Below are 18841 nucleotides of genomic sequence, written 5' to 3' on the forward strand. Positions count from 1 at the left end.
CACGGCCACGGCGTCGCCTGTCCGCCACGACGCAGTCGCATTCGCCGGTTGCCCCGGAACCGCTCGAACTGGATGCGGTACGGAATCGCGGTCACGGCGCTGCCCTCCGCTCCGGGTGCTCGCCGACCCACACCGGCCGCCACTCGCCCGGCTGGCCGGTCGACAGCGCGCACCCGCACTGCGCCCCGGCCGGCGAGACACCGACCGCGAACGCGTCCAGCGCGGTGCACGAGTGCTGCCACCACACGAACCCCGGCCGGTCGGCGACGGTCGCGACGCGCAGCCCGACACGCGGGCCGGGCGGCCCGATCAGGCCGCGGCGGTAGGCCTCCAACAGCGTCTGCGGCGGTTGCAAGGTGCCGAGCTTGCGGCCGATGTTGGTGATGCGGTGCGACACGGCATTCGGGCTGACGCCCAGCACCGCGGCGATCGTCTTGGTCCGCTCGCCGCGGGCCATCATGCGCAGCACGCGGCGGTCGTCGGCGACCAGCGGCCGACCGAACACGTCCTTATCAGGCACGGCCCACCACCTGCATGTCGAGCAGCTTCAGGAAGCACGCATAGGTGGCGTCCGCGTCACCGAACGCGGTGTGCGCGTCGGGGTGCTCGACGCCCAGCCGCTCGCACACTGTGCTCAGGCCGGGCAGCTCGTGCGGCTCGATGCCGAGCGCGCCGGCCGCGTACGCCGAGAGGTCCAGCAGCCGGTGGTGCCACGTCGGCGGACCGTCGATGTTGTGGTCGTCGAGGTCGTAGACGGTGTCGAACATCTTGCGCAGGAACACGGCGTCGAAGCTCGGGTTGCACCCGGCGAGCGTGTTGCCGTCAAGCTGGTCCCACAGCGCGCGAGCGGCCTGGCCGTGGCGGTCCTGCTCGGCCTCGACCAGCCGGTCGAGGTAGCCGTTGATCCGCAACGCGCGGAGGTCCGCAGTGACCAGCACGTCGCGCCAGTTGTGCGGCGGCACGAACACGTCGTGCTCACCGGTGGCGAGGTTGACCCACGCAACCTCGACCGCGATGTGCTGGGCGGGGTCCAGGCCGCTGGTCTCGACGTCGACGACGACGATCTGTCGGGGGTCAGGCACTGGCGGTCTCCTTGGTGTCGGCGCCAGCACCTGGCGTCGTTGAGTTGGTGGCGTCGTAGTGCGCCAGCTGTAGGCGCGCCTGGTGTGGGCTGGTGCCGAGCTCGCGCGCCAGGAGGTCTCGGCCGATCCGCCGGAAGCCGGGTGCTCCCTCGGATTTGGCGATCAGCTCGTGCGCCCGCTTCACGAGCGCCAGGTCCAAGCCGGGCGGCACCGGGTCCTGGCGCGGCGTCTGCTCGGCGCCTGGTGCTGGCGTGGGGTGCTTGGTGGTGAGCAGCTCCAGCTGCACCAGGCGCTCGCTGAGGTCGCGGCGCAGCGGCCGCATCGTTGCTTCGTCGCAGGCTTCGCTCTGCACGTCTGGCGCGGCGTCGTCGCTGGTCACCAGCTCGCCCGGTCCTGGCGCCGCTGCTGGTGCGTGCGCCGGTGTGTCCGGCGCCAGGTCCTGGCGGCGTAGGCCGAGGTCGATCAGCAGCGCCACGGCGGCGAGCACCAGCGGCGGGATCGAGCCCATGACCGCGGCCAGCAGTCCGCCTTGCCACCAGTGCTCCAGGGCGTTGCCGCCGGTGCTGAGGATGATCACCACCAGCGCCAGCGCCAGGCCGGTGCGCCTGGCGCTGGCGGGCAGCCCGCGTGCCAGCCAGTAGCGCAGCGCCACCATCGCCGCGGCGTCGAGGCTCAGCGGCCACAGCCATTTCCGCCAGTCGGTGTAGCCGCCGCGCACCGCGAGCTCCATCAACGTGGAGAACGACAGCACCGCCACCGACGCCAGCAGCACGGCTGCGCCCATCCACGTCACCCAGTCCAGGCCCTCGGCCTGCTCGCGCTTACGCATCGCGCACCACCGGCTCGTCGGCCAGCACCCGGTGCACCACCAGGTCCGGGTCCTGCCACTGCTCGTCATCGCCAGGACGCCAGCCGAACTCACCAGCCTGGTCGGCCTGCGCCGGGTCCTGGCGCGCCAGGACCCGGTGCCGTACACCGAGCGCGACCACCAGCACCGCGAGCATCGACACGAGCACCGCGATCGCGATCACCACTGCCCACGCGGCTGCCTCATCCAGCAACGAGCTCACCGTCCTTCACGTTCTCCCGGAACCAGATGAGGCAGTCACCGACGGCGCCCAGGTGGGCGATGCGGTCGCGGCCGTAGAGCCTGGTGAGCTCCTCGCGCAGCTCCTGCGGCAGCAGGTACCAGCACGACCGGCACGCCAGGTGCTGGCGCGGCACCTGCTGGCCGCAGTCGCCGGGGCACGAGTGCGTCGACGCCGGCCGCTTGGGGCGTGTCGAGTTAGCCACGGTGACCACCGCCCGCCACGCCGTGCACGAGCTCGTGGCCCACCGCCCGCACTGCCGCGTGGTACGTCGGCTGCGGGGCCAGACGGGTCGCCGCGGCCCTGGCGATCCACTGCAGCGCAGACACCTCGCCGTCCTCGTACTGGAACCACGGCGCGACCCGGCCCACCTCGGTACCGGCGTCGTCGCGGATCTCGATGCAGGCCTCCCACGGCACCGGCCACGCCGACAGCGACCGGCCATCGGCGGCCACGAACGTCGTGGCGCCGATCTGCACGGTGGTGAGCAGGCCCGGTGCGCACTCGCCGGACAGCCGGTCCGCGGCCGGCGCCAGCAGCCATACCTCGGCCGCCTCCTTCGCCCGGCGGAAGTCGTGTCCCAGCCGCGGGCCGAGCTCGCCGCCACCGGGCGAGTCCGGGTGCTCGGCCAGGTACCAGCCCGCCGGGAACTTGTGCCCGTACGACTTGGCCTCGGTCGCCGTGATCCGCACGATCGCGTGCCGCCGGCGAGCTCGACCCACCGCGTACCAGAAGCCGCTCTCTCGGCTCCACCGCAGCGCCTGTCCGAACCACAGCCGCTCAGCCATCGGACTCACCTCCCGAGTCCTCACGCAGTGCCTCCAGCGCCCGCCGTGCCCCGGCCGCGGCCTTGTCCGCGCCACGCAGGTACGCAGCCGCGAGCGCGTCGGCCTGGCCGCGCAGCACCGCCATCCGTTCCCGCATCGCGAGCTCGTCGAGGTGCGCGGTACCGAGCTCGACGGTGTTGGTGTCGCCGCCCGCGTCCTGCCACATCACGCCCGGCCGGTCCGGCATCGCGTCGAGCAGCTCGTCGAGCTGCTGCGCCCAGTCCGTCCACCGCGACGCGATGGTCAGCGCGCGGCTCACCTCGCCGTCGTTGAACCTGGTGCAGTCGCGGGCCATGCGCTCGGCCCACGTCTCGCGCTGCTCAGCTGCCGCGCTCGTCGTGGGTGTCGTCGGACTCGGCGCGCTCAGGCTCGGGTCCGGCGCCGGTGACGTCTCCTCCGGTGAGGTGCTGGCCGAGCAGGTCGCCGTCGTCGAGCCACCGCTGGAACCATCCGGGCTTGCCGCCGGACATCCGTTGACTCCCTTCGACTCCCGCTCGATGTGCGCGTCGACGAGCGCGGAGGCCTCGCCGAGCGTCTCGAACCCGGCGAACGTCACGCCGCACGAGCAGGACGCGCCGCAGTCCCCCGGCTCGCCCTTCCAGCCACCGGCGTGGCGGTGCTCGATCTTGAGGTCAGCGAGCAACGGCGAGACGAGGTCACCGCCGTCGGTCGACACCCACACACGCGGGCCCGGATCGCCGTCGTACGGCTCGACCTCCGGCGGGTCCGCCACCACACCACGGCGGCCGGCCAGCACACCGGCGACGATCTCGACGCTCGCCCCCGCCGAGGGCAGCTCGACGTCTGCCCACTGCTGCACGGCGGTCACTGGATGCTCACCCCCGGACCCGTCTCGTTCACGGGCTCGGCCGGCGTACGGCGCAGCTTCACCGCGAGCTCGTCACCGGCGGCCGCCTGCTCCTCGATCCACTCGTCGACGGCGGCGCCGACCACCTCGACCATCGCCGCGCGCTGGTCGAACGCCGCGGCGATGTCCTCGCCGCGGGTGCCTGCCGACAGCTGCTTGTAGGCGCGGTCGGCCAGGCGCACCGCGGCCGCCTTGGCCCGCTCCACGCTCACCAGGCCGTCGTGGCGCCGGATTCCCAGGAAGTGCGCCAAGACCACGTTCACGTCGCTCGACTCGCCGTTGTTCATGGGCGCACCTGCCCGACCGTCATCGGCACAACCGTGGTCACGGTCACCGGCGGCACCGGCACTGCGGCGGTCGTCGGTCCCGGCGACGGCGCGACCGGCGCGGCACGGTCGCACCCGGCCAGCACCACCACGATCGCCACCGCGGTGAGCGCCAGGGCGACCGCCACCGCGGCCGCCGACTTGCTGTTCGTCGTGATCATTTGCTCACCAGCTCGATCAGTTGGAGCACCCCCGCCGCCAGCGGGAGCGCGAGGAAGACGGCGACGATCGGGGCCACCAGCCCCGCCTCTTCGCGCAGGAACATGCGCAGCTGCCGCATCACCGGCCACCGCCGGTTCGGTGCGCGTCGTCGAGCGTGTGCAGCTCGGTCAGCGTGAGGACCTGGCGCTGCTCACCGCCCTGCTGCTCCCAGGCAGCGGGCGGCGTCAGTCCCGACACCCAGGCCGACACGGCGATCACGGGGCCTCGCGGGATTCGGCCCGTCACCATCACGTGCACCGACGCCGGTTCGCCAAAGCCCTTGTAGAGCTCGACCTTCGACACGCTCTGCAGCGCATCCGCCCAGCGGCGCAACGCGTGCAGGTCCGCGAGGTAGGACAGCTTCACGTGCGGTACACCCGTGCCGGTGCACCCGGACACCTCGTCCACCGCCGCCAGGCCGATGCCTCCCGGCCGGCTCGCGGTCATCATCCGAGCAACGGCCTGCAGCGTCTCGGCGGCCGTGTACCTGCGCACCGGCTTCACCCCGCGCATCACCGCTCACCCCGCAGCCGCTCCTGCTGCCGAGCCAGCTCGGTCTGCTTGACCTGCAGCTGCACCTGCAGCCGCTCCACGTGCTCGGCCGCCTTCCGGCCCTGGGTGATCAGGTCCACGTACGGCGGCGACGCCTCGCGGTAACCGTGCGCCGCCAAGCGGCACGCCTCGCTGAACTCGGCCCACGCCTCGACCTGCCGCTGCACGTGCTGCGTCTCGGCGAGCGGACCGATCGACGGCCGCTCGGCCTCCTGCGTGAACAGCCGGTTGAGCTCAGTTCGCGCCGCGGTCACACGGCGCATCGCCGCCGCGCGCTCCTGGGTGTCGCTCACAGCTGCCCCCGCACCGGTTCGAACGCGCCTGCACCGGCGGCCGCCGCGTACGGCGCGACGTCGAGCAGCGTGCCGGGCAGCTTGAGCAGCTGGGCGAGCAACTCGCGGTTGTCCATCGCCGCGGTGATCAGCACCGCGAGCATCCGGTCGACGTGCACCGACGTCCCGTAGGCGACCCGCGTGCACGGGGAGTTGCCCTCGGCGTCGCACACCGGGCACGGCAGCGCCCACATGTCGGCCTCGAGCTCGTCGTCGAGCTCGGCCACCGGCTCGGCCGTGGTCGCCGACAGGCGCACCGCCTGGCGCACCGCCTCGTGCGCCGCGACCAGGTGGACGTCGAGCGTGCGCGTGTCGTCCAGGCGCTCGTAGGCCTCCTGCGCGTCGGCCAAGGCGTTGCGCGCGGTCTCGCCGAGGAAGCCGTGCCGAATCCGGCCGGCCGACGTCGACATGTCACGCTCACGGCGGTGCCGCAGCCGCACCATCGGCTGGCCGGCGCGGTCAGCCGCGAGGTCCTCGACCGCACGGCGAAAGCCGACGACCGCCGACGTCACGAACGCCGCCGCCTGCTCGCCGCACGCCTGGTCTCAGGTGAGATCATGTACTGGGTCATGGAGGTTGCGTCTCCTTGATCACGGGCCGTCCGATCGCGCCGGGCCTGGCGCGCGGACGGCCCTACTTGTCTGGTCAGGCCGCTTTGCCGTCGCCGGATCGACGCGGCTTCGCAGTGGAGACGAGCGCGTCGCGCACTGGCGCAAGCAGTACGAAGAGCTGCGCTCGCACATCCGGCGAGAAGGGCGGGGCCGCTGCTACGAGCTGCGCGACGTACTCGTCTCTGGTCATTTCGCCTGCTCCAGCAGGTCGTCGACCTTGCAACTGAGGGCCTCGGTGAGGGCGCGCAGCAGCGGTGGAACCGGGCGCGAGCCTTGCGTCTCCAGCTTCGCGATGTTGCCGCGCGACGTCCCGTAGCCCGCTTCCCTGCACGCGTCGGCGAGAGCTTTCTGCGTCAGTCCCGCCCGCTCGCGCAGTGCACGCAGGGCGCTACCGCTGAACGGGAGGGAGAGTGTGGTCCGTGCCATGAGCGAACATTACGACACATGTTCACGCATGGCAACACATCTCGACACATGACATTCCATGTGACGGAACGAAGCAACCTGATCACTGGCTGCGCGTCTCAATGTGCGTTAAAGTTCTGCCATGTTCATTCGGGGGCAAAGGTCACGATCATGAGCGAAGACATCGAGGTCACAGCTCTGGGCGCCGCGATGGAAGACGCGCGCCTGGAGAAGGGCATGCGCTGGAGTCAGGTCGCACGGGAGGTGGGCATGACACCCCAGAACCTGCTGCGGATCCGCAAGGGTGAGATCACGGTGACGACCTTGGCGGCACGCGGGATCGAGCGCGTGTTCGACTGGCCCCAGGGACGAGTTGAAGCACTCGAATCCGCCGGCTCGCCGCTGCCTGACCCAGCGACCTTCAACCCCATGACGGCATCCGTCGACGACCTCGCACGCGTGATCGCCGCGATGATCGACAGCGAGCGCTACTCCGACGAGGAGATCGCAGCAACCATTCGTGACCTTCGAACCCGTCGCGCTAGTAACGGCGCGCAAGCACGTGGTCGCGAAGCGCGCGAATCATAGCCCGATCGGGTGACATGTTGTATCGGCAACCGGTGGATCGCTAACGCAGCGGCACATTCCCTCGATGGGGGAATCACTGGGAGGGAGGCATCACCGCTTATGGAAAAGGGGTTGCCTTGTCGCTACGCACCGCCGCGTGGATTCTTGCGTTCGCCCTTACAACCGCAGTGATCATCGTGCACATGATCGAGATCTGGCACGGTCAGCTGTTGGTGCCCGATCGCACATTCCGGCTGCTGAGTAGCAGCTGGTGTGTGTCGTTGGTTGCCGCTGTGGTGGTGACTCGCACGGAAGAGCAGAAGCGGCAGGTCTCCGCTCTTGAGCGGCGGCTGGCCAAACGAGAGGAGGTTACGCGGCTTGACCGGATCGTCGCGCTGCTGGAGCCCGATGACGCGCCAGTGATTCCGTTTCGGCGTCACCACACGCCGACTCGCTAGACGCGCCACCTGATGTCCACCGAGGCCGGGTCGAAGTACGAGCGATCGGGCTTACGACCCGGCCGGGTGGGCATGATTCGGATCTCCATCGCGGCGTCAATGATCGCCCGTCTCCGCTCGATCGGGAGGCCGTCCGATCGACCGGGCAGCGCGCCGAACCAGACCTTCGCAACATCCGCCGCTCCGATTACGCCTACGAACACGGAGTTGGCGCCGGCGACCGTGACCAGGCGGTCGATCTCCTTCAACCGCTCTTGCATCGCCTTCGACCCGGCAATCAGCTGTCGCGTGTCGATCACGCCCTGAGCATGTAGCGCAGCCTGCTCATCGAGGCGCGCACGGATCTCGTTCGCTTCCTGATGCAGCGCAGCGATGTTGACCTTCGGGTTGGGGCTCAGCAGTTCGTGAGCATCCGGCTGGCTCAGCCTCGCAACGATCACCGCCTCCACCAGCTCGTCGACCGGCTCGGCAATCCTGACTAGGTGCGGCTGCTTGCGGCATCTATACGCGGGTTTGAACGCCTTACTGGTGCGCTTCTTGCTGTGGGTGGTGCCGCTGCCCATCTTGGTGTCGTCGTCGCAGCGGCCGCAGAGATAGATGCCCGAACCGAGCCACTTGAGTTCGGTGGAGGCGCTGCGCCGCCGGGTGGGGTCGGTCAGCTTCGCTACCAACGCACGCCACATAGGCTCCTCGAACGGTCCGTCCCAAGTGGCCTTGGCGAACACCTCACCGCGGCGCTTCTTCGGGGCGTCCGGTTCCTCAACTCGCCGCTCGATCAATCCTGCGTTGCGAGCACGCAGCAGGACGTCCTTCAAGGTGCCACCGGTCCACGGCTTACCGCGCGAGGTTAGTTGCCCTCGGCCGTTCAGCTCTTTCGCGAGAGCTTGCAGACCTTCCCCTGCGAGCGCACGCGTGCCCATCTCTTTGAGTATCTCGATTTCTGTAGGCACCTGAGTCATGCCGTTCGACTCCCACCCATAGGGGCGTGGCCCCCCTCGATACATGCCCTTCTCCGCCATGTCGAGCTTCTTGCTCTGTTGGCGCGCAGTCTTGTGCTCAGATTCGTAGCGCGCCACTGCGCAGAGCTGCCTTGCGACCATTCGACCCGCAGGCGTAGAGAGATCGAGCGGACCAGTGTGCACGGTGTGCGTAGCGATCTCCCGTGGTGCACACACGTCGATGTAGTCCTCCAGCTCGCGCGGGGCGCGGTGGAGTCGATCTGTGTGCCAAGAAGTGACGATCGTGGCCAGACCGTCTTTCAGGTCCTGAAGCATTGCGGTCTGGTCAGGACGCGGTTTTCCCCTGTAAGCCGACATGTCGTTATCGACATAAATTCCCATCAACCGCAATCCGAATTTCTCGTAAAGCGGTATCTGATCTTTGATCTGGCGCGTGGCGCCCAATCCAGCGCCGACTCGATCTTCCGAGATTCGGCACTGCATCACGGCCGGCGTTCCGTCTGCGGCGGCCAGCTCAGTGAGCTGCTCCAGCAGGTCGGAGGGGATGGGGTGCGCGGGCATCCTGAAGGTCACGGCGACAAGCCTGCCACACCAGTGCGTTCGTAGTCACCAGCCCCAGCTCCCGTTCACCGCCGCTGCCGTCCGCGCGTTTGCCCGTCTCGCTCGCCAGGTCCATGACCACCGGGAACGAGAACGCGAGCCCCAGCCCCGCCAGCGCGAACCCGACGTAGCCCGCAGCCGGGAACGGCACCAGCACCGCGAGCGCCAGCCCCGTCGCGGCCAGCCCGCCACCTGCGGCCAGCAGACGGTGCGGGCCGAGCCTCTGCTGCACCGGTTCGCCAAACCACCGTGCGAGCGCCATCGTGACCGAGAAGCCCGCATAGGCGTATGCCGCCGCTCCGTCACCCATACCGCGTTCACGCACCATGAACAGCGCCGACCAGTCCGCCGCCGCCCCTTCCGCGATAGCACTGCACAGCGCGACGCTCGCCAACAGCCAGAGGACCGGGCTCTTGAGGACACTGGCGCGTTCGGTGGTCTCTTGCCTGTGCCGCTCCCCTACTCCTCCGGGGATGCTCCTGACCACGATCGCCGTGACGACCAGCCCGACGAGTGCCGCAACCAGGAAGTGCCTCATGGGCGCCCATTGCGCCTGAGCGGCAGCGGCACTGCCCAACGACCCGATGAGACCACCGACGCTGAAGCCCGCGTGGAACTGCGGCATCAACGGCCGTCGTAGGTCACGCACGACCGTGACGGCAGCGATGTTCATCGACACGTCCATCGCCGCCACACTCGCACCCAATGCCACCAGGCTCAGCCCTAGTTGCAGCGGTGACTGCGATAGCGCGAGCACTGGCAGAAGGAGCGGGCAGAGGAGGGTGCTGCCTATCAGCACCCATCGCGACCCATAGACCGCACAGATCCGTGCAGCCACCGGCGCCATGAATGCCAATCCGGCGCTCGCGCCGAGCAACGCCAGCCCGAGGACGCCTTCGTTCGCGCCCACCTGCGTGGCGAGCGCGGGCACCCGAGAGGCCCAGGTGCCGAAGACGGCGCCGTTCAGAAGGAACATCAGGAAGGTGGCGAGCCGTGGGGACATGCGTCCCAGCATGACTGAAGCGCTTCAGAGTCGCCAACTCTTATGTCACCGCTCCTCGCCTACGATGCTGTCCGTGGACTCCGATCGCCGCCGCAGGCCGACGCTGGACACCGTCGCCGCCGCGGTCGGGGTATCGCGGGCAACGGTGTCGAACGCGTACAACCGCCCCGACCAGCTCTCGTCGTCGTTGCGCGAACGCATTCTCGAGACGGCACGCTCCCTGGGCTATGCGGGCCCGGACCCCGTTGCACGCTCTCTGGCCACACGCTCGTCCGCCGCCGTGGGCTTCATGCTCCCCGAGGGGCTCCGTGGGGCGTTCACGGATCCAGCGCTGTCCATCGTGCTCGACGGCCTCGCACAGACCGTTGACGGCCACGACCACAGCCTCGTCCTCATGCCCGGCGACTCCACGGGCGGACCACGCCCCTCGATCGTGACGCGCACACAAGCCGACGTGATGGTGGCGTACTCACTACCGGACTCCGCGCCGGCATTCGACGCCGTAGCCGCCCGCGGACTGCCCCTCGTGGTGATCGACCAGCCCGTGCTCCCCGACTCGGCACGCGTCGAGGTCCAGGACTACCAGGGCACCACCCTCGCCGCTGAACACCTGCTGTCGCTGGGCCACACGCGGTTCGGCGTCCTGATGTTCGCCCTGCACCCGGACGGCGCATCCGGCCCGGTCTCCGCCGACCGCCGTTCGGCCGTGCCGTTCCGCGTGAGCCGCGACCGACTGGGCGGCTACCTGGACACTTTGGCAAAAGCCGGGGTCCGAGCGGACAATGTTCCGGTGTGGGAGGCCCGCGGCAGTGATCGCGAGCTCGGCCGACTCGGCGCGCGGTGGTTGCTCACCCGCACCCCCCGGCCGAGCGCCTTGCTGTGCGCATCGGACCAACTGGCGTTCGGCGCCCTCCAAGCCGCCCGCGACCTAGGCCTTTCGGTCCCCGCCGACGTGTCGGTCGCCGGATTCGACGACGTCCCCGAAGCGACCTACAGCGACCCACCCCTGACTACGGTGCGTCAACCCCTGGCCGACAAGGGCCGCCGAGCCGGCGAACTGGCGCTGAAGTTACTGGCCGGCGGCAGACCGCCACGGCCGACGAGACTCGACGTTTCCCTCGTGGAGAGAGCCTCAACGGGCCCCAGAACGTGATCTGTGTCACGTTTAGACCTTTTTCGTCACCCGTTCGGACGTAGGGCGGAAACGGTCGATCGACTCCGGACGATGTGTCCGGTGGGGGCAGCGGGCGACCACACATCGTGGCCGCTCTCGCACCCCTCCAGCCTCTGTAGCTCAGTGGAGAGAGCGAGGGACTTCTAATCCCGAGGTCGCAGGTTCGAATCCTGCCAGGGGCGCTGGTTGTAGTAGTTCGTTAGAAGGGCTGGCCTCAGTTGAGGCCAGCCCTTCGTCGTCTAGCTGCCAGCGGCCAACGCAAGTTCCCTCAGCCTCTTGTGCCGCACCGCCTCGACGCTCTCGGCCGCAGCACGAAGCAGCTCAGCGTCAAGATCGAGGTCCTCCATCGCCTCGAAGCTCACGAACGCAGCGAGGCGCAGCAGGCGCTTCAGGAGGTCGCGGAGGACGTCGCGTTCGTTCTCACCTTCTCGATCCAGGTCACGCCACACGCGGAGGATGGCCTTGACGAGGTGCGGGCTTCCGCCCAAAGCCTTGCGACGAGCGTATATCTGGTCGAACGCCGCTTCGCCCAAGATCGCCAATGCCGAGTAATGGCTTGGTTCGCTGGGATCGTGAACGAGTTGCGCGCGCCACCACATGCGTCCGAACACGTGGCGGGTGATGTCAGTGGCCTGGACCCGGTCGGCGTTGGGGAGGGGGCCGTACCGCCAGTAGGCGACGTCCGGCAGCAGGACCAGAGCCAGGAAGGCCCATACGTCACCCGACGCGGCCTCCGCCGGCACCAACCCCATCTCGGAGTGGAGCAATGCCGCCAGCCTCAGGTCGAACTCGGCGCTCGACGACCTGTTCGATTCGTCGGGAAAGCCTGCGTCGGTCGCCAGCGTCACCACCTTCTTTCGGAGCGCTGCCAGATCGGTGGCGCTGACCCGATCGCCTCCGGTTGCGACGAACACAGCAGACGTGTGTGTGGTGTCGCTGTGCGCGGTCAGTTCCGACGGTTTCAAGCCGCGGTATTCCTCGTAGAGGTTCTTGGCGTGCCAGGGCAGGAGACGGGGATACAGACGGCTCATCACGCTTCCTCGAAAATGCCGACGGCGGCCTGGACCTCGGTTGCGAAGAGGTTTGGCGACTGTTCTCGCCGTAGCCGTAGATTCTGAACAGACACGTTCGGGAAGAAGGTGGCTAGCAGGTTCTGCAGCGTGGCGCCCAGACTCTCCTCCGGGTAGTCGTTCTCAAGCTCGAAATCGAGATCCGCCAGTGCGTGCTCAATCATGCTTCTGGCGATGTCGGCATACGCAGCAGAGAGGTAGACCCGGTCGATCGGGCGCGGTGACGCCGCGTTCTGGAAGGCGGTCACGATCGACTTCTTCTGCTGGTTGACGAGCAGCAGGACAGCGCCCATCGTGGCCGTGTTCAGGTCTCCGCTCAACTGCACATGCCAGGCGGACTCGGCCGGGAGGTGAGTGGATTCGAAGTCGACCACAGCAATGGGGAACTGCGGTGCATCGCCCTGAAGGCGCAGCGACCGCCTGCGCGTCCAAAGGATCGAGCCTCCGCGACGAGGGGCGGCTATCGCATCGCTCGCCCTGAAGCCCGCCAGCACCAACTGCGTGTCAAGCGTCAGCGTGCCGCCCAACTGTGCACCGGGCAGTTCTATGTCGAGCGGAACGGTTTGGGCTCCTGTGCCGGACAACGAGATGCGCTTGGCTGTTCCGCGTAGAGCTGAGCCAGTCGCCGTCCACACGACCACGAGTGACAACTTCGCCTCAGGCGTCAGCCCGGTAGCCGCGTACACGGCGTCCAGATCGACGTGAACCTCGTTTCGCAGATGGAGGTTCATCTGGTAGTCCCAGTCCGGCAACGCATCAGGCAGATCGACTGCGTGATCGCTGATGACCAGAGACCACTGTTGGGCCTTGACCGCCTCATCGCCTGGCGTGCGGTACGGAAGTGCTTTGCGGCTCACCTGGCGACCTCCGCTCGCCTGACCGCGACACCGATCTCCGTCACCGTGTCAGGTGCGGGTACGACCAGGAGCCGCCAGGTCACTGGACCTCCTGCCACGATAAGCGTGCTCGCACGGTTGATCAGCCCCTGATCGTCCTCCCAGCCGAAGAACTCCGGCCGAGCCGCGTTGATAGGTGGATCGGTCTCCCGGACACCGTTGCCCGGCAGCAGGACCGACAGCTGGGGCGAGACCTGTTGTGAGCCAGGAACGGGCAGCCGGAACTCTTGCACCAGAACGACCTGCCCATCGCGCGTCCCGTAGTAGGGATCGTCGAGGTACTGGACTTTCGGACGAAGTGCTGGAGCCGCGACGGGCAGCGTGCCCGCATGCGACTGCCAACCAGACCGGTCATCCGACGTCGCCGCCCCGGCCAGCGTTTCGGTCTCGCCGAGGGGGTGCGCAACATGCTGTCCGCCGCCTTGGCCAGTGCCGTCGGCAGAGGGGCCGCGCTCTTGTGTCGGCGCTTCCAACCCGGCCGCGTACTCGTGGCCGCCAGCCTGAACACCGCCATTCCAGAACTCGCCGCCGTGCTCCTCCCAGCTGTTGTCCTCCTGTGCCGGTCGCGGAGCCGGACTGTTCTTGGCCTTCCCGAACTGGATGCCTCCACCAACGCCCCAGGACCCGGTCACCAAACTGGAGAAAGCCCTGCTCGCCGCTCCCAATGGCACCTCGACGCCGGGCGACCTCACCTTGTCGTTGATCTCGACAAGTGCCTCGAGCTGTTCCTTTATCCGTGTGAACGTCACCCGTACGAACGACTTCTCCTTGCCTTCCAACGACTGCCACGTCCAAGCATCGTGAGTCGGTGGTTCGGAAGCCGCGAAGATCGCGTCCATGTCCTCGTCCGCACGGAAGGCACCGGCGTACGACAGGTATTCGGCGGACGGCTTCGGACCTTCGTGATACGTCACGACGAGCTCCGCGGTGCGCATCAGGCAGACGTGATGGAGTGTTTTTCCGATTCCCATGACCTCAGCCGCCGCGCTCGGCTCGAAGGGCATCGCGAGCTGCTTTTGCAAGCCCAGCCGGCCGAGCACCCGCCTCGGCTTGTACGACTCGAGAACTTGGCCCTTGTCCGCAGAACGCATGTTCTCGTGCGCCTCGACGAACATCCGGATCGGATAGGTCGTCCGAGGATCCGGCAGCGGGATTTCGGAACCCTGATGCCGAACGGAGAACGTCATAGGCGATCGTCCGTCGGCATCGGGCAGCATCTTGGGCCAGAGGTTCCACAGGATGGCGTCGGCCAGATAGCTCGCGGCTCCGTGCGAGTCCTGGTCACCCAGCTCGGGGGCGATCACTACGATGCTGGTCCCGGTCTCGTCCGATCCGAACTCACGCAGACCGAGCCGGTGGGCCATCGCCTCCGCCGCCGGTCCGACCAACGGTTCGACGACGTCACCTGCGTTGCTCCCCCACCAGTGCCGGCCCGTGTAGCGCGTGGCCTTGCCATCCGTTCCCTTGACGAAGCTCTGCCAGAGAGCGCATCCGATGAGGCGCGTCTCGAAACCGTTCTTCACGCGACACCTGGTGTGCACCAAGATCGCGCCGGACTTCGCGATGAGGTAGAAGATGCCCTTGCCGAACCCGTAGGTGCCACCGCCGAGCGCCGTGTCCCGAGGCTCGCCGATGTTGCGCACGAACGAGACGAAGTCATGGTTCTGGGTGACGGCGCTGTCCGCTCGCGTTGGTCCGCCGAGCCCGCTCGTGCCCCGATCCGAGATCGTCAGGATGTCGATCGTCGCCGCGGACAAGGACGCCCTGAGTGGAAGGTGCTCGGTTTGCGGAGCATCGCGCAGGAGCTCTTCGCGCCAGACCGGGGCATGCGCCGCGCTGACGGTATGGAAGTCGATCCGGTAGTCGACCGTCGTCGCCGGAAGCCGAGCGTCCCAGCTGTTCTGTGCCGATTCCCGCACCAAGACGGTCAACAGGTCCAGCTCTGGACGTCCTAGCTGGTTGCGAATGCCTTCAGCCGCACTCGCCCCCTCTGGCGGGAAGGGCTGAGAGTACCACGCGGCGTTGTTCATCAACTCTCCCGAAGGATCTCGGCAAGGCGATCGTCGATCTGCAACTTGCCCAACGGTTGTGTCGCCACCGCGTCCAAGTCGATCGTGTAGTGGACGTCCCGAATGGACTCCGGAACCGAGTCGGGGCGGATCCTCGGGAAGGAGTCGGCGATCTCGTACCACCGCTCCTCCAGAACGGTGAACCGAACGTCGCGGTAAAGATCCGCGTCGACCGGTCGATAGCCGATGAGGGCCAGCTTGGCGAAGAATCCGCTTTCGTCATCGGCGATCCTCCGGGTCTGGTCGATCAGGTCGAGCAGCCGCAGACCCTGGTCCTGGGACCGAGCGAGTTTGAACCACACCAGGTGAAGGTTCCCGGACTGGGGAGCTTCAAGTTGGGCTGCCCCATGGACGCGAAACCTGCGTTCCTCCTGTGCCAGCGATGACTTCACCTCGATGGCGTGGGTGCCGACGACGATGTCGTGGCGATTGCCGCTGGGGCCGAGCCACCAGTCGGTGGCCGTGGGCCACGACTGCAGGAGGCGCCGAAGCACCAGGAGCTCGCCGAACAATCCAGCCAGCTGCTCAGCGCTGAGCTCCGCGGACGACTTTTGGAACAAGGCGCGCCAGCGGTCCAGCACCGAGTACAGCGCCTTCAACGGCCGCTCCGGCGCTGCTTCGACCGCCTGCAGCACGTCTCCGCACAGACCGGTGAACACGTCGTGGAGATCCGTGCGCGTACAACACAGGTCTGCGTAACGGACATATGACTCGTCGTCTTCGAGTGGACGCTCTCGCAGGCGCAGCGCCGAACCGTCTCCCCTGGTCCGCACGTGTTGACTCACGGACAGTGGCACGAGGAGGTGTCGGCGCCCCTCGTGATCCACCGCCACGTTGAGTCGCCCGTTGTCCGTCGGTGTCGGAAGCGGGGAGGTTCGCAGTCGGTTTGGGGCGGAGGCGACGTCCTGTTCGAGCTCGAACCAGTGCTTGTCGAGCAGGTTCCGCAGGGGATCGGCCATCACGCGTCCACTTCGTCCAGCGCGGTGAAGTCCTCCTCTTCGAGGACGACCCTGGAGAGGTCGGCACTCACGTATGTCCACTTGACCGTGTTGTCTTCACCGTTCGGTTCGGGGAAGACGAGTCCGACCCCGATCGCGTCCTCAGCTAGACCCAACGGTTCACGGTGCTTTTCGCTCTGTTTTCCCGGAACGGAGTCTTTGTCGATCGGGTAGAGCACGAGAAGACCTGTCGACGGAAGCTGCTTACGGCGGAGGTCTTTGATCTGTTCCTCGCTCAAACCGCTCTTGTTCTTCAAGCCTTGCAAGTCTACCGCCGCATCCTTGCGGCTCATCAAGGTTTTGATGTCGACGAAGCTGTTGTCGGACCCTTCGAGGCGTGCGCGTGTGACACGGCCGACTCGAACTCCTGGGACGAACTCGAACCCGCTCGTATCGGGCCCGTCGATCTGGTTTCCCACGATCGCCACGTTCCATTGACGGAGCGCTGACGCCACAGCGACGCGCTTCCTGATGTACGCAGAGATCAAACCGGCATCACACTCTTGAGAATTCTCGTGGAACCTGTAGCTCGCCAAGAAGTCCAAGATCCGCTCGTGCGGAACACCGCGAAACAGAACGCGACCGGGAAGCAGATCGCGATCGTCCCGGAAGGCCCCATCCGTGATCGCACCGGCGACTAGTTTCCTGGCCGCCTCCTGGTTGTTGCGCAGCCACCGGGCGTCGGTGCTGAAGTAACGGGTCTGGATCCGATGCCCGCCGTAGGCACAAGCGGCCGGAACCGCGTCCTTCATCTTGGCGGCCGCGGTCACCCGGAGCTTGGGATGAGTTCTGAGCCGTACCGCGAACTGCATCGGCGTCTTGTCCTCGACCATGTACACGTCGATGTCGCGCCGCATCTCGTTCTCGACCGTCGCGAGGTGGCGGAACCAATCGCGGAGCTCATCGGTCATCCAGATTCGCGGCAGGTCGGCGTAGCCGTTGCGATAACCGAACCAGCGGCCCATCTGCAGCAGCGTGTCGTACGCCGACACCGCACGCACGAAGTAGCTCACCGCCAGGCCTTCCAGCGTCAGGCCTCGGGACAAGGTGTTCCCGCCGACGGCGATGGCAGTCACCGGGCCACCTTCGTAGTCGAGCCGGTCCTTGCTGCTGGAATTGTCCATCACGATCTTGCACGACCTGATGGCCTCGGCCAAGGTCGACCGGAGTTCGCTGAACTCGACGGTGCGTTCGCCGAACAGTTCGGCGTTGACCCTGCTGGTCTCCTTCTCCCAAAGCTCCTGAAACTCGTCGAGCAGGACCTGGTCGCTGGCCTCGACCGCGCGAAGGCACTTCTCCCTCAACGCCCTCAGCGGGTGACCGAAGCTGTTGTGCACCGACGTGTTAACACTCGTGTGGATCAACATCGTGCAGTGAGCCTTGCCGGTGCCACGGACCCGGCGTGCGGCGGTGGTGAGCCAGAAGTAGAGGATCGCGTCACGCAGACTTCCCGTGATCTTCGGCATGAATCCGTCGACCTCGCCCTTCGAGGCAGGCCGAACGTTCTCGACCTCGGCCGCGGGCACCTCGCGGATCATGTCGTGACCGTCGAAGACGTCCTCAGGATCCTCTCCGTCCAAGGCATCTCGTCCGAACAGCACCTCGGTGCCGAAGTGTCCTTCCGGCTGCGGAAGGTTCACGATGAAGTTCCTCGGGTACAGGTCTTCCGGCACCGCGGGATCGATCAACAGGTTCGCGAACGGCGTGGCCGTGTAGCCGACATAGGCCGACTTGGGCAATCGGCTCAGGATCCGGCAGATCAGCGGGTTGATCGTACCGGTCGCGACCGTCGCCTGGTCGGCCTCGTCGTCGATGATCAGGGCCGGAGTCCCGCGCAGGTGCTCAGCGGCGGAAGCCAGCCATTCATCGAACTTCTCCAACACCGTCCGATTCTTCTTGATGACGCAGAGAACATGCTGCTTGTTCCCCGCCGCGAAGTATCCGGCCGCATTGGCAGGAGGATAGAAGTCCTTGTCCGGATCGGTCAGCGGCATCCAGCCTGATGGGTTGGGCTTGACCAACTGTTGCTCCAGTCGCAACTGGGTTTGTCTGCGCAGACCGTTGTGGATACCGGCCAGCACGATGAACAGCTTGTACCCTCGATCTGCGGCCTTGGCCATGACAGCGGTGAAGTTCGTGGTCTTTCCGGACTGCACGTAGCCGACGACGAGTCCTCGGGTCGAGAACGCCTTTTCCTTTGGGTGGCTCAGCATCGAGACGACCTTGGTCGAAGCCGCGTCGAGATTCTCGACCGATGCTTCTGACCAGCCATCTTTGCTCAGCAAGCCGGTGATGGCGGGCCAGCACTTGTCCTTCGGCCTGGGGCCGGTGTACCAGGTGAAGCGATTGCCGAGGACGACCGACCGCGGCTCCTCCCGCTCCTTGATCTTGATCGTCTCCTGCTCGTGGCGCTCGCTGACCTGCTGCAACAACTCCTGGTCATCGCAGAGGACCGTCATCTTTTTGATCGCCTCGTCCGGTGTGCCGGACTCAAGCAAATCCAGGAAGACTTCGTACACCTGCTCGAACCTGGACGACACGGATCCTCCACCAGTGCGGGCAGCACGCGTTTCTGGCGGCGCTTTGGTAGCGATTTCGCTCAGGCCGCACATCTGCCAAGTAACTCATACGATCGCACAAGACGATCCATTCGTTACCTGAATCGACATCATCCAGCAGAACTGACCTCAGATGGAGTACGCGCCCATACCTGTCCGCGATCTGACGCCACGCCGGCGGACGTGTTAGATCCAGC

24 protein-coding genes and 1 tRNA gene are annotated in these 18841 nt (G+C 67.0%); 4 read left to right on the forward strand and 21 right to left on the reverse strand.

Annotation, left to right across the window (positions count from 1 at the left end; genetic code table 11):
- Positions 1-91: 91 nt before the first annotated feature.
- The 14 genes from BBK82_RS05110 to BBK82_RS05170 form a co-directional block, all read right to left on the reverse strand.
- Positions 92-520 (reverse strand): response regulator transcription factor, encoded by a 429-nt coding sequence (locus tag BBK82_RS05110; RefSeq protein ID WP_154697082.1) that lies wholly within the window; start codon positions 518-520, stop codon positions 92-94.
- Positions 513-1082 carry a 3'-5' exonuclease gene (locus BBK82_RS05115; protein ID WP_065913963.1) on the reverse strand — a complete coding sequence of 190 codons (570 nt, stop codon included), beginning with the start codon at positions 1080-1082 and terminating at the stop codon, positions 513-515. The genes BBK82_RS05110 and BBK82_RS05115 overlap by 8 nt, the downstream gene beginning before the upstream one ends.
- Complete coding sequence (locus BBK82_RS05120) at positions 1075-1911, reverse strand: DUF2637 domain-containing protein (RefSeq protein ID WP_065913964.1); 837 nt, start codon at positions 1909-1911, stop codon at positions 1075-1077. Before BBK82_RS05120 ends, BBK82_RS05115 begins: the two co-directional genes overlap by 8 nt.
- Complete coding sequence (locus BBK82_RS05125; RefSeq protein WP_154697084.1) at positions 1904-2152, reverse strand: hypothetical protein; 249 nt, start codon at positions 2150-2152, stop codon at positions 1904-1906. The genes BBK82_RS05120 and BBK82_RS05125 overlap by 8 nt, the downstream gene beginning before the upstream one ends.
- A complete protein-coding gene (locus tag BBK82_RS05130) occupies positions 2133-2375 on the reverse strand; it encodes a hypothetical protein (protein ID WP_154697085.1) in 243 nt (80 codons plus the stop codon). The genes BBK82_RS05125 and BBK82_RS05130 overlap by 20 nt, the downstream gene beginning before the upstream one ends.
- Positions 2368-2958, reverse strand: a complete 591-nt coding sequence (locus BBK82_RS05135) for a hypothetical protein (RefSeq protein ID WP_065913967.1) — start codon at positions 2956-2958, stop codon at positions 2368-2370. The genes BBK82_RS05130 and BBK82_RS05135 overlap by 8 nt, the downstream gene beginning before the upstream one ends.
- Positions 2951-3826: a hypothetical protein gene (locus BBK82_RS05140; RefSeq protein WP_065913968.1), complete on the reverse strand. Its 876-nt coding sequence runs from the start codon at positions 3824-3826 to the stop codon at positions 2951-2953. Before BBK82_RS05140 ends, BBK82_RS05135 begins: the two co-directional genes overlap by 8 nt.
- Complete coding sequence (locus tag BBK82_RS05145; RefSeq protein ID WP_065913969.1) at positions 3823-4152, reverse strand: hypothetical protein; 330 nt, start codon at positions 4150-4152, stop codon at positions 3823-3825. The genes BBK82_RS05140 and BBK82_RS05145 overlap by 4 nt, the downstream gene beginning before the upstream one ends.
- Entirely contained in the window at positions 4149-4352 is a 204-nt protein-coding gene (locus tag BBK82_RS05150; protein ID WP_065913970.1) for a hypothetical protein, read from the reverse strand. Before BBK82_RS05150 ends, BBK82_RS05145 begins: the two co-directional genes overlap by 4 nt.
- Positions 4349-4471 (reverse strand): hypothetical protein, encoded by a 123-nt coding sequence (locus BBK82_RS55705; protein ID WP_257785431.1) that lies wholly within the window; start codon positions 4469-4471, stop codon positions 4349-4351. The genes BBK82_RS05150 and BBK82_RS55705 overlap by 4 nt, the downstream gene beginning before the upstream one ends.
- Positions 4471-4905 carry a hypothetical protein gene (locus BBK82_RS05155; protein ID WP_154697086.1) on the reverse strand — a complete coding sequence of 145 codons (435 nt, stop codon included), beginning with the start codon at positions 4903-4905 and terminating at the stop codon, positions 4471-4473. Before BBK82_RS05155 ends, BBK82_RS55705 begins: the two co-directional genes overlap by 1 nt.
- Positions 4905-5237, reverse strand: coding sequence for a hypothetical protein (locus tag BBK82_RS05160; protein ID WP_065913972.1), 333 nt, complete (start codon positions 5235-5237; stop codon positions 4905-4907). Before BBK82_RS05160 ends, BBK82_RS05155 begins: the two co-directional genes overlap by 1 nt.
- Positions 5234-5788: a hypothetical protein gene (locus tag BBK82_RS05165; protein WP_065913973.1), complete on the reverse strand. Its 555-nt coding sequence runs from the start codon at positions 5786-5788 to the stop codon at positions 5234-5236. Before BBK82_RS05165 ends, BBK82_RS05160 begins: the two co-directional genes overlap by 4 nt.
- A 285-nt stretch (positions 5789-6073) precedes the next feature.
- Positions 6074-6313 carry a helix-turn-helix domain-containing protein gene (locus tag BBK82_RS05170; RefSeq protein ID WP_065913974.1) on the reverse strand — a complete coding sequence of 80 codons (240 nt, stop codon included), beginning with the start codon at positions 6311-6313 and terminating at the stop codon, positions 6074-6076.
- 150 nt (positions 6314-6463) lie between these two features.
- Here BBK82_RS05170 and BBK82_RS05175 point away from each other — a divergent pair, with 150 nt between their 5' ends.
- A complete protein-coding gene (locus BBK82_RS05175; protein ID WP_065913975.1) occupies positions 6464-6880 on the forward strand; it encodes a helix-turn-helix domain-containing protein in 417 nt (138 codons plus the stop codon).
- A 182-nt stretch (positions 6881-7062) separates the two neighbouring features.
- Positions 7063-7317: a hypothetical protein gene (locus tag BBK82_RS05180; RefSeq protein WP_154697087.1), complete on the forward strand. Its 255-nt coding sequence runs from the start codon at positions 7063-7065 to the stop codon at positions 7315-7317.
- Here BBK82_RS05180 and BBK82_RS05185 read toward each other — a convergent pair.
- Together BBK82_RS05185 and BBK82_RS05190 are read right to left on the reverse strand one after the other, a co-directional pair.
- Positions 7314-8849 (reverse strand): recombinase family protein, encoded by a 1536-nt coding sequence (locus BBK82_RS05185; protein WP_083267796.1) that lies wholly within the window; start codon positions 8847-8849, stop codon positions 7314-7316. The two genes, BBK82_RS05180 and BBK82_RS05185, sit on opposite strands and share 4 nt — an antisense overlap.
- Positions 8791-9879, reverse strand: a complete 1089-nt coding sequence (locus BBK82_RS05190; protein ID WP_083268713.1) for an MFS transporter — start codon at positions 9877-9879, stop codon at positions 8791-8793. Before BBK82_RS05190 ends, BBK82_RS05185 begins: the two co-directional genes overlap by 59 nt.
- A 64-nt stretch (positions 9880-9943) precedes the next feature.
- Here BBK82_RS05190 and BBK82_RS05195 point away from each other — a divergent pair, with 64 nt between their 5' ends.
- Together BBK82_RS05195 and BBK82_RS05200 are read left to right on the forward strand one after the other, a co-directional pair.
- Positions 9944-11032 (forward strand): LacI family DNA-binding transcriptional regulator, encoded by a 1089-nt coding sequence (locus BBK82_RS05195; RefSeq protein WP_065913978.1) that lies wholly within the window; start codon positions 9944-9946, stop codon positions 11030-11032.
- A gap of 130 nt (positions 11033-11162) precedes the next feature.
- Positions 11163-11235: transfer RNA gene (locus tag BBK82_RS05200), tRNA-Arg, on the forward strand.
- Between the two features lie 57 nt (positions 11236-11292).
- On the opposite strand, the gene BBK82_RS05205 is transcribed toward BBK82_RS05200, so the two are convergent.
- The 5 genes from BBK82_RS05205 to BBK82_RS05225 are packed head-to-tail and all read right to left on the reverse strand — an operon-like array spanning position 11293 to position 18605.
- Positions 11293-12084 carry a DUF6339 family protein gene (locus tag BBK82_RS05205; RefSeq protein WP_154697088.1) on the reverse strand — a complete coding sequence of 264 codons (792 nt, stop codon included), beginning with the start codon at positions 12082-12084 and terminating at the stop codon, positions 11293-11295.
- Positions 12084-12980 (reverse strand): hypothetical protein, encoded by an 897-nt coding sequence (locus BBK82_RS53750; protein WP_237048029.1) that lies wholly within the window; start codon positions 12978-12980, stop codon positions 12084-12086. Before BBK82_RS53750 ends, BBK82_RS05205 begins: the two co-directional genes overlap by 1 nt.
- Positions 12977-15049: a hypothetical protein gene (locus BBK82_RS05215; protein ID WP_154697089.1), complete on the reverse strand. Its 2073-nt coding sequence runs from the start codon at positions 15047-15049 to the stop codon at positions 12977-12979. Before BBK82_RS05215 ends, BBK82_RS53750 begins: the two co-directional genes overlap by 4 nt.
- The gene (locus BBK82_RS05220; RefSeq protein WP_071812841.1) at positions 15049-16047 is read right to left on the reverse strand and encodes a PD-(D/E)XK motif protein; all 999 of its coding nucleotides are present in this window, start codon (positions 16045-16047) and stop codon (positions 15049-15051) included. Before BBK82_RS05220 ends, BBK82_RS05215 begins: the two co-directional genes overlap by 1 nt.
- On the reverse strand, positions 16047-18605 hold the full coding sequence (locus BBK82_RS05225) for a Z1 domain-containing protein (protein ID WP_237048030.1): 2559 nt from the start codon (positions 18603-18605) through the stop codon (positions 16047-16049). Before BBK82_RS05225 ends, BBK82_RS05220 begins: the two co-directional genes overlap by 1 nt.
- Positions 18606-18841: the final 236 nt, after the last annotated feature.

It is taken from the genome of Lentzea guizhouensis, from assembly GCF_001701025.1.
Lineage (GTDB): Bacteria > Actinomycetota > Actinomycetes > Mycobacteriales > Pseudonocardiaceae > Lentzea > Lentzea guizhouensis.

Bases quoted from the DNA above. Each gene is read 5' to 3' on its own strand.
- BBK82_RS05190 (WP_083268713.1), bottom strand. From the start codon at position 9,879: ATGTCCCCACGGCTCGCCACCTTCCTGATGTTCCTTCTGAACGGCGCC.
- BBK82_RS05135 (WP_065913967.1), bottom strand. From the start codon at position 2,958: ATGGCTGAGCGGCTGTGGTTCGGACAGGCGCTGCGGTGGAGCCGAGAG.
- BBK82_RS05180 (WP_154697087.1), top strand. From the start codon at position 7,063: ATGATCGAGATCTGGCACGGTCAGCTGTTGGTGCCCGATCGCACATTC.
- BBK82_RS55705 (WP_257785431.1), bottom strand. From the start codon at position 4,471: ATGCGGCAGCTGCGCATGTTCCTGCGCGAAGAGGCGGGGCTGGTGGCC.
- BBK82_RS05150 (WP_065913970.1), bottom strand. From the start codon at position 4,352: ATGATCACGACGAACAGCAAGTCGGCGGCCGCGGTGGCGGTCGCCCTG.
- BBK82_RS05145 (WP_065913969.1), bottom strand. From the start codon at position 4,152: ATGAACAACGGCGAGTCGAGCGACGTGAACGTGGTCTTGGCGCACTTC.
- BBK82_RS05195 (WP_065913978.1), top strand. From the start codon at position 9,944: ATGCTGTCCGTGGACTCCGATCGCCGCCGCAGGCCGACGCTGGACACC.
- BBK82_RS05205 (WP_154697088.1), bottom strand. From the start codon at position 12,084: ATGAGCCGTCTGTATCCCCGTCTCCTGCCCTGGCACGCCAAGAACCTC.
- BBK82_RS05155 (WP_154697086.1), bottom strand. From the start codon at position 4,905: ATGCGCGGGGTGAAGCCGGTGCGCAGGTACACGGCCGCCGAGACGCTG.
- BBK82_RS05175 (WP_065913975.1), top strand. From the start codon at position 6,464: ATGAGCGAAGACATCGAGGTCACAGCTCTGGGCGCCGCGATGGAAGAC.
- BBK82_RS05120 (WP_065913964.1), bottom strand. From the start codon at position 1,911: ATGCGTAAGCGCGAGCAGGCCGAGGGCCTGGACTGGGTGACGTGGATG.
- BBK82_RS05170 (WP_065913974.1), bottom strand. From the start codon at position 6,313: ATGGCACGGACCACACTCTCCCTCCCGTTCAGCGGTAGCGCCCTGCGT.
- BBK82_RS05215 (WP_154697089.1), bottom strand. From the start codon at position 15,049: ATGAACAACGCCGCGTGGTACTCTCAGCCCTTCCCGCCAGAGGGGGCG.
- BBK82_RS05220 (WP_071812841.1), bottom strand. From the start codon at position 16,047: ATGGCCGATCCCCTGCGGAACCTGCTCGACAAGCACTGGTTCGAGCTC.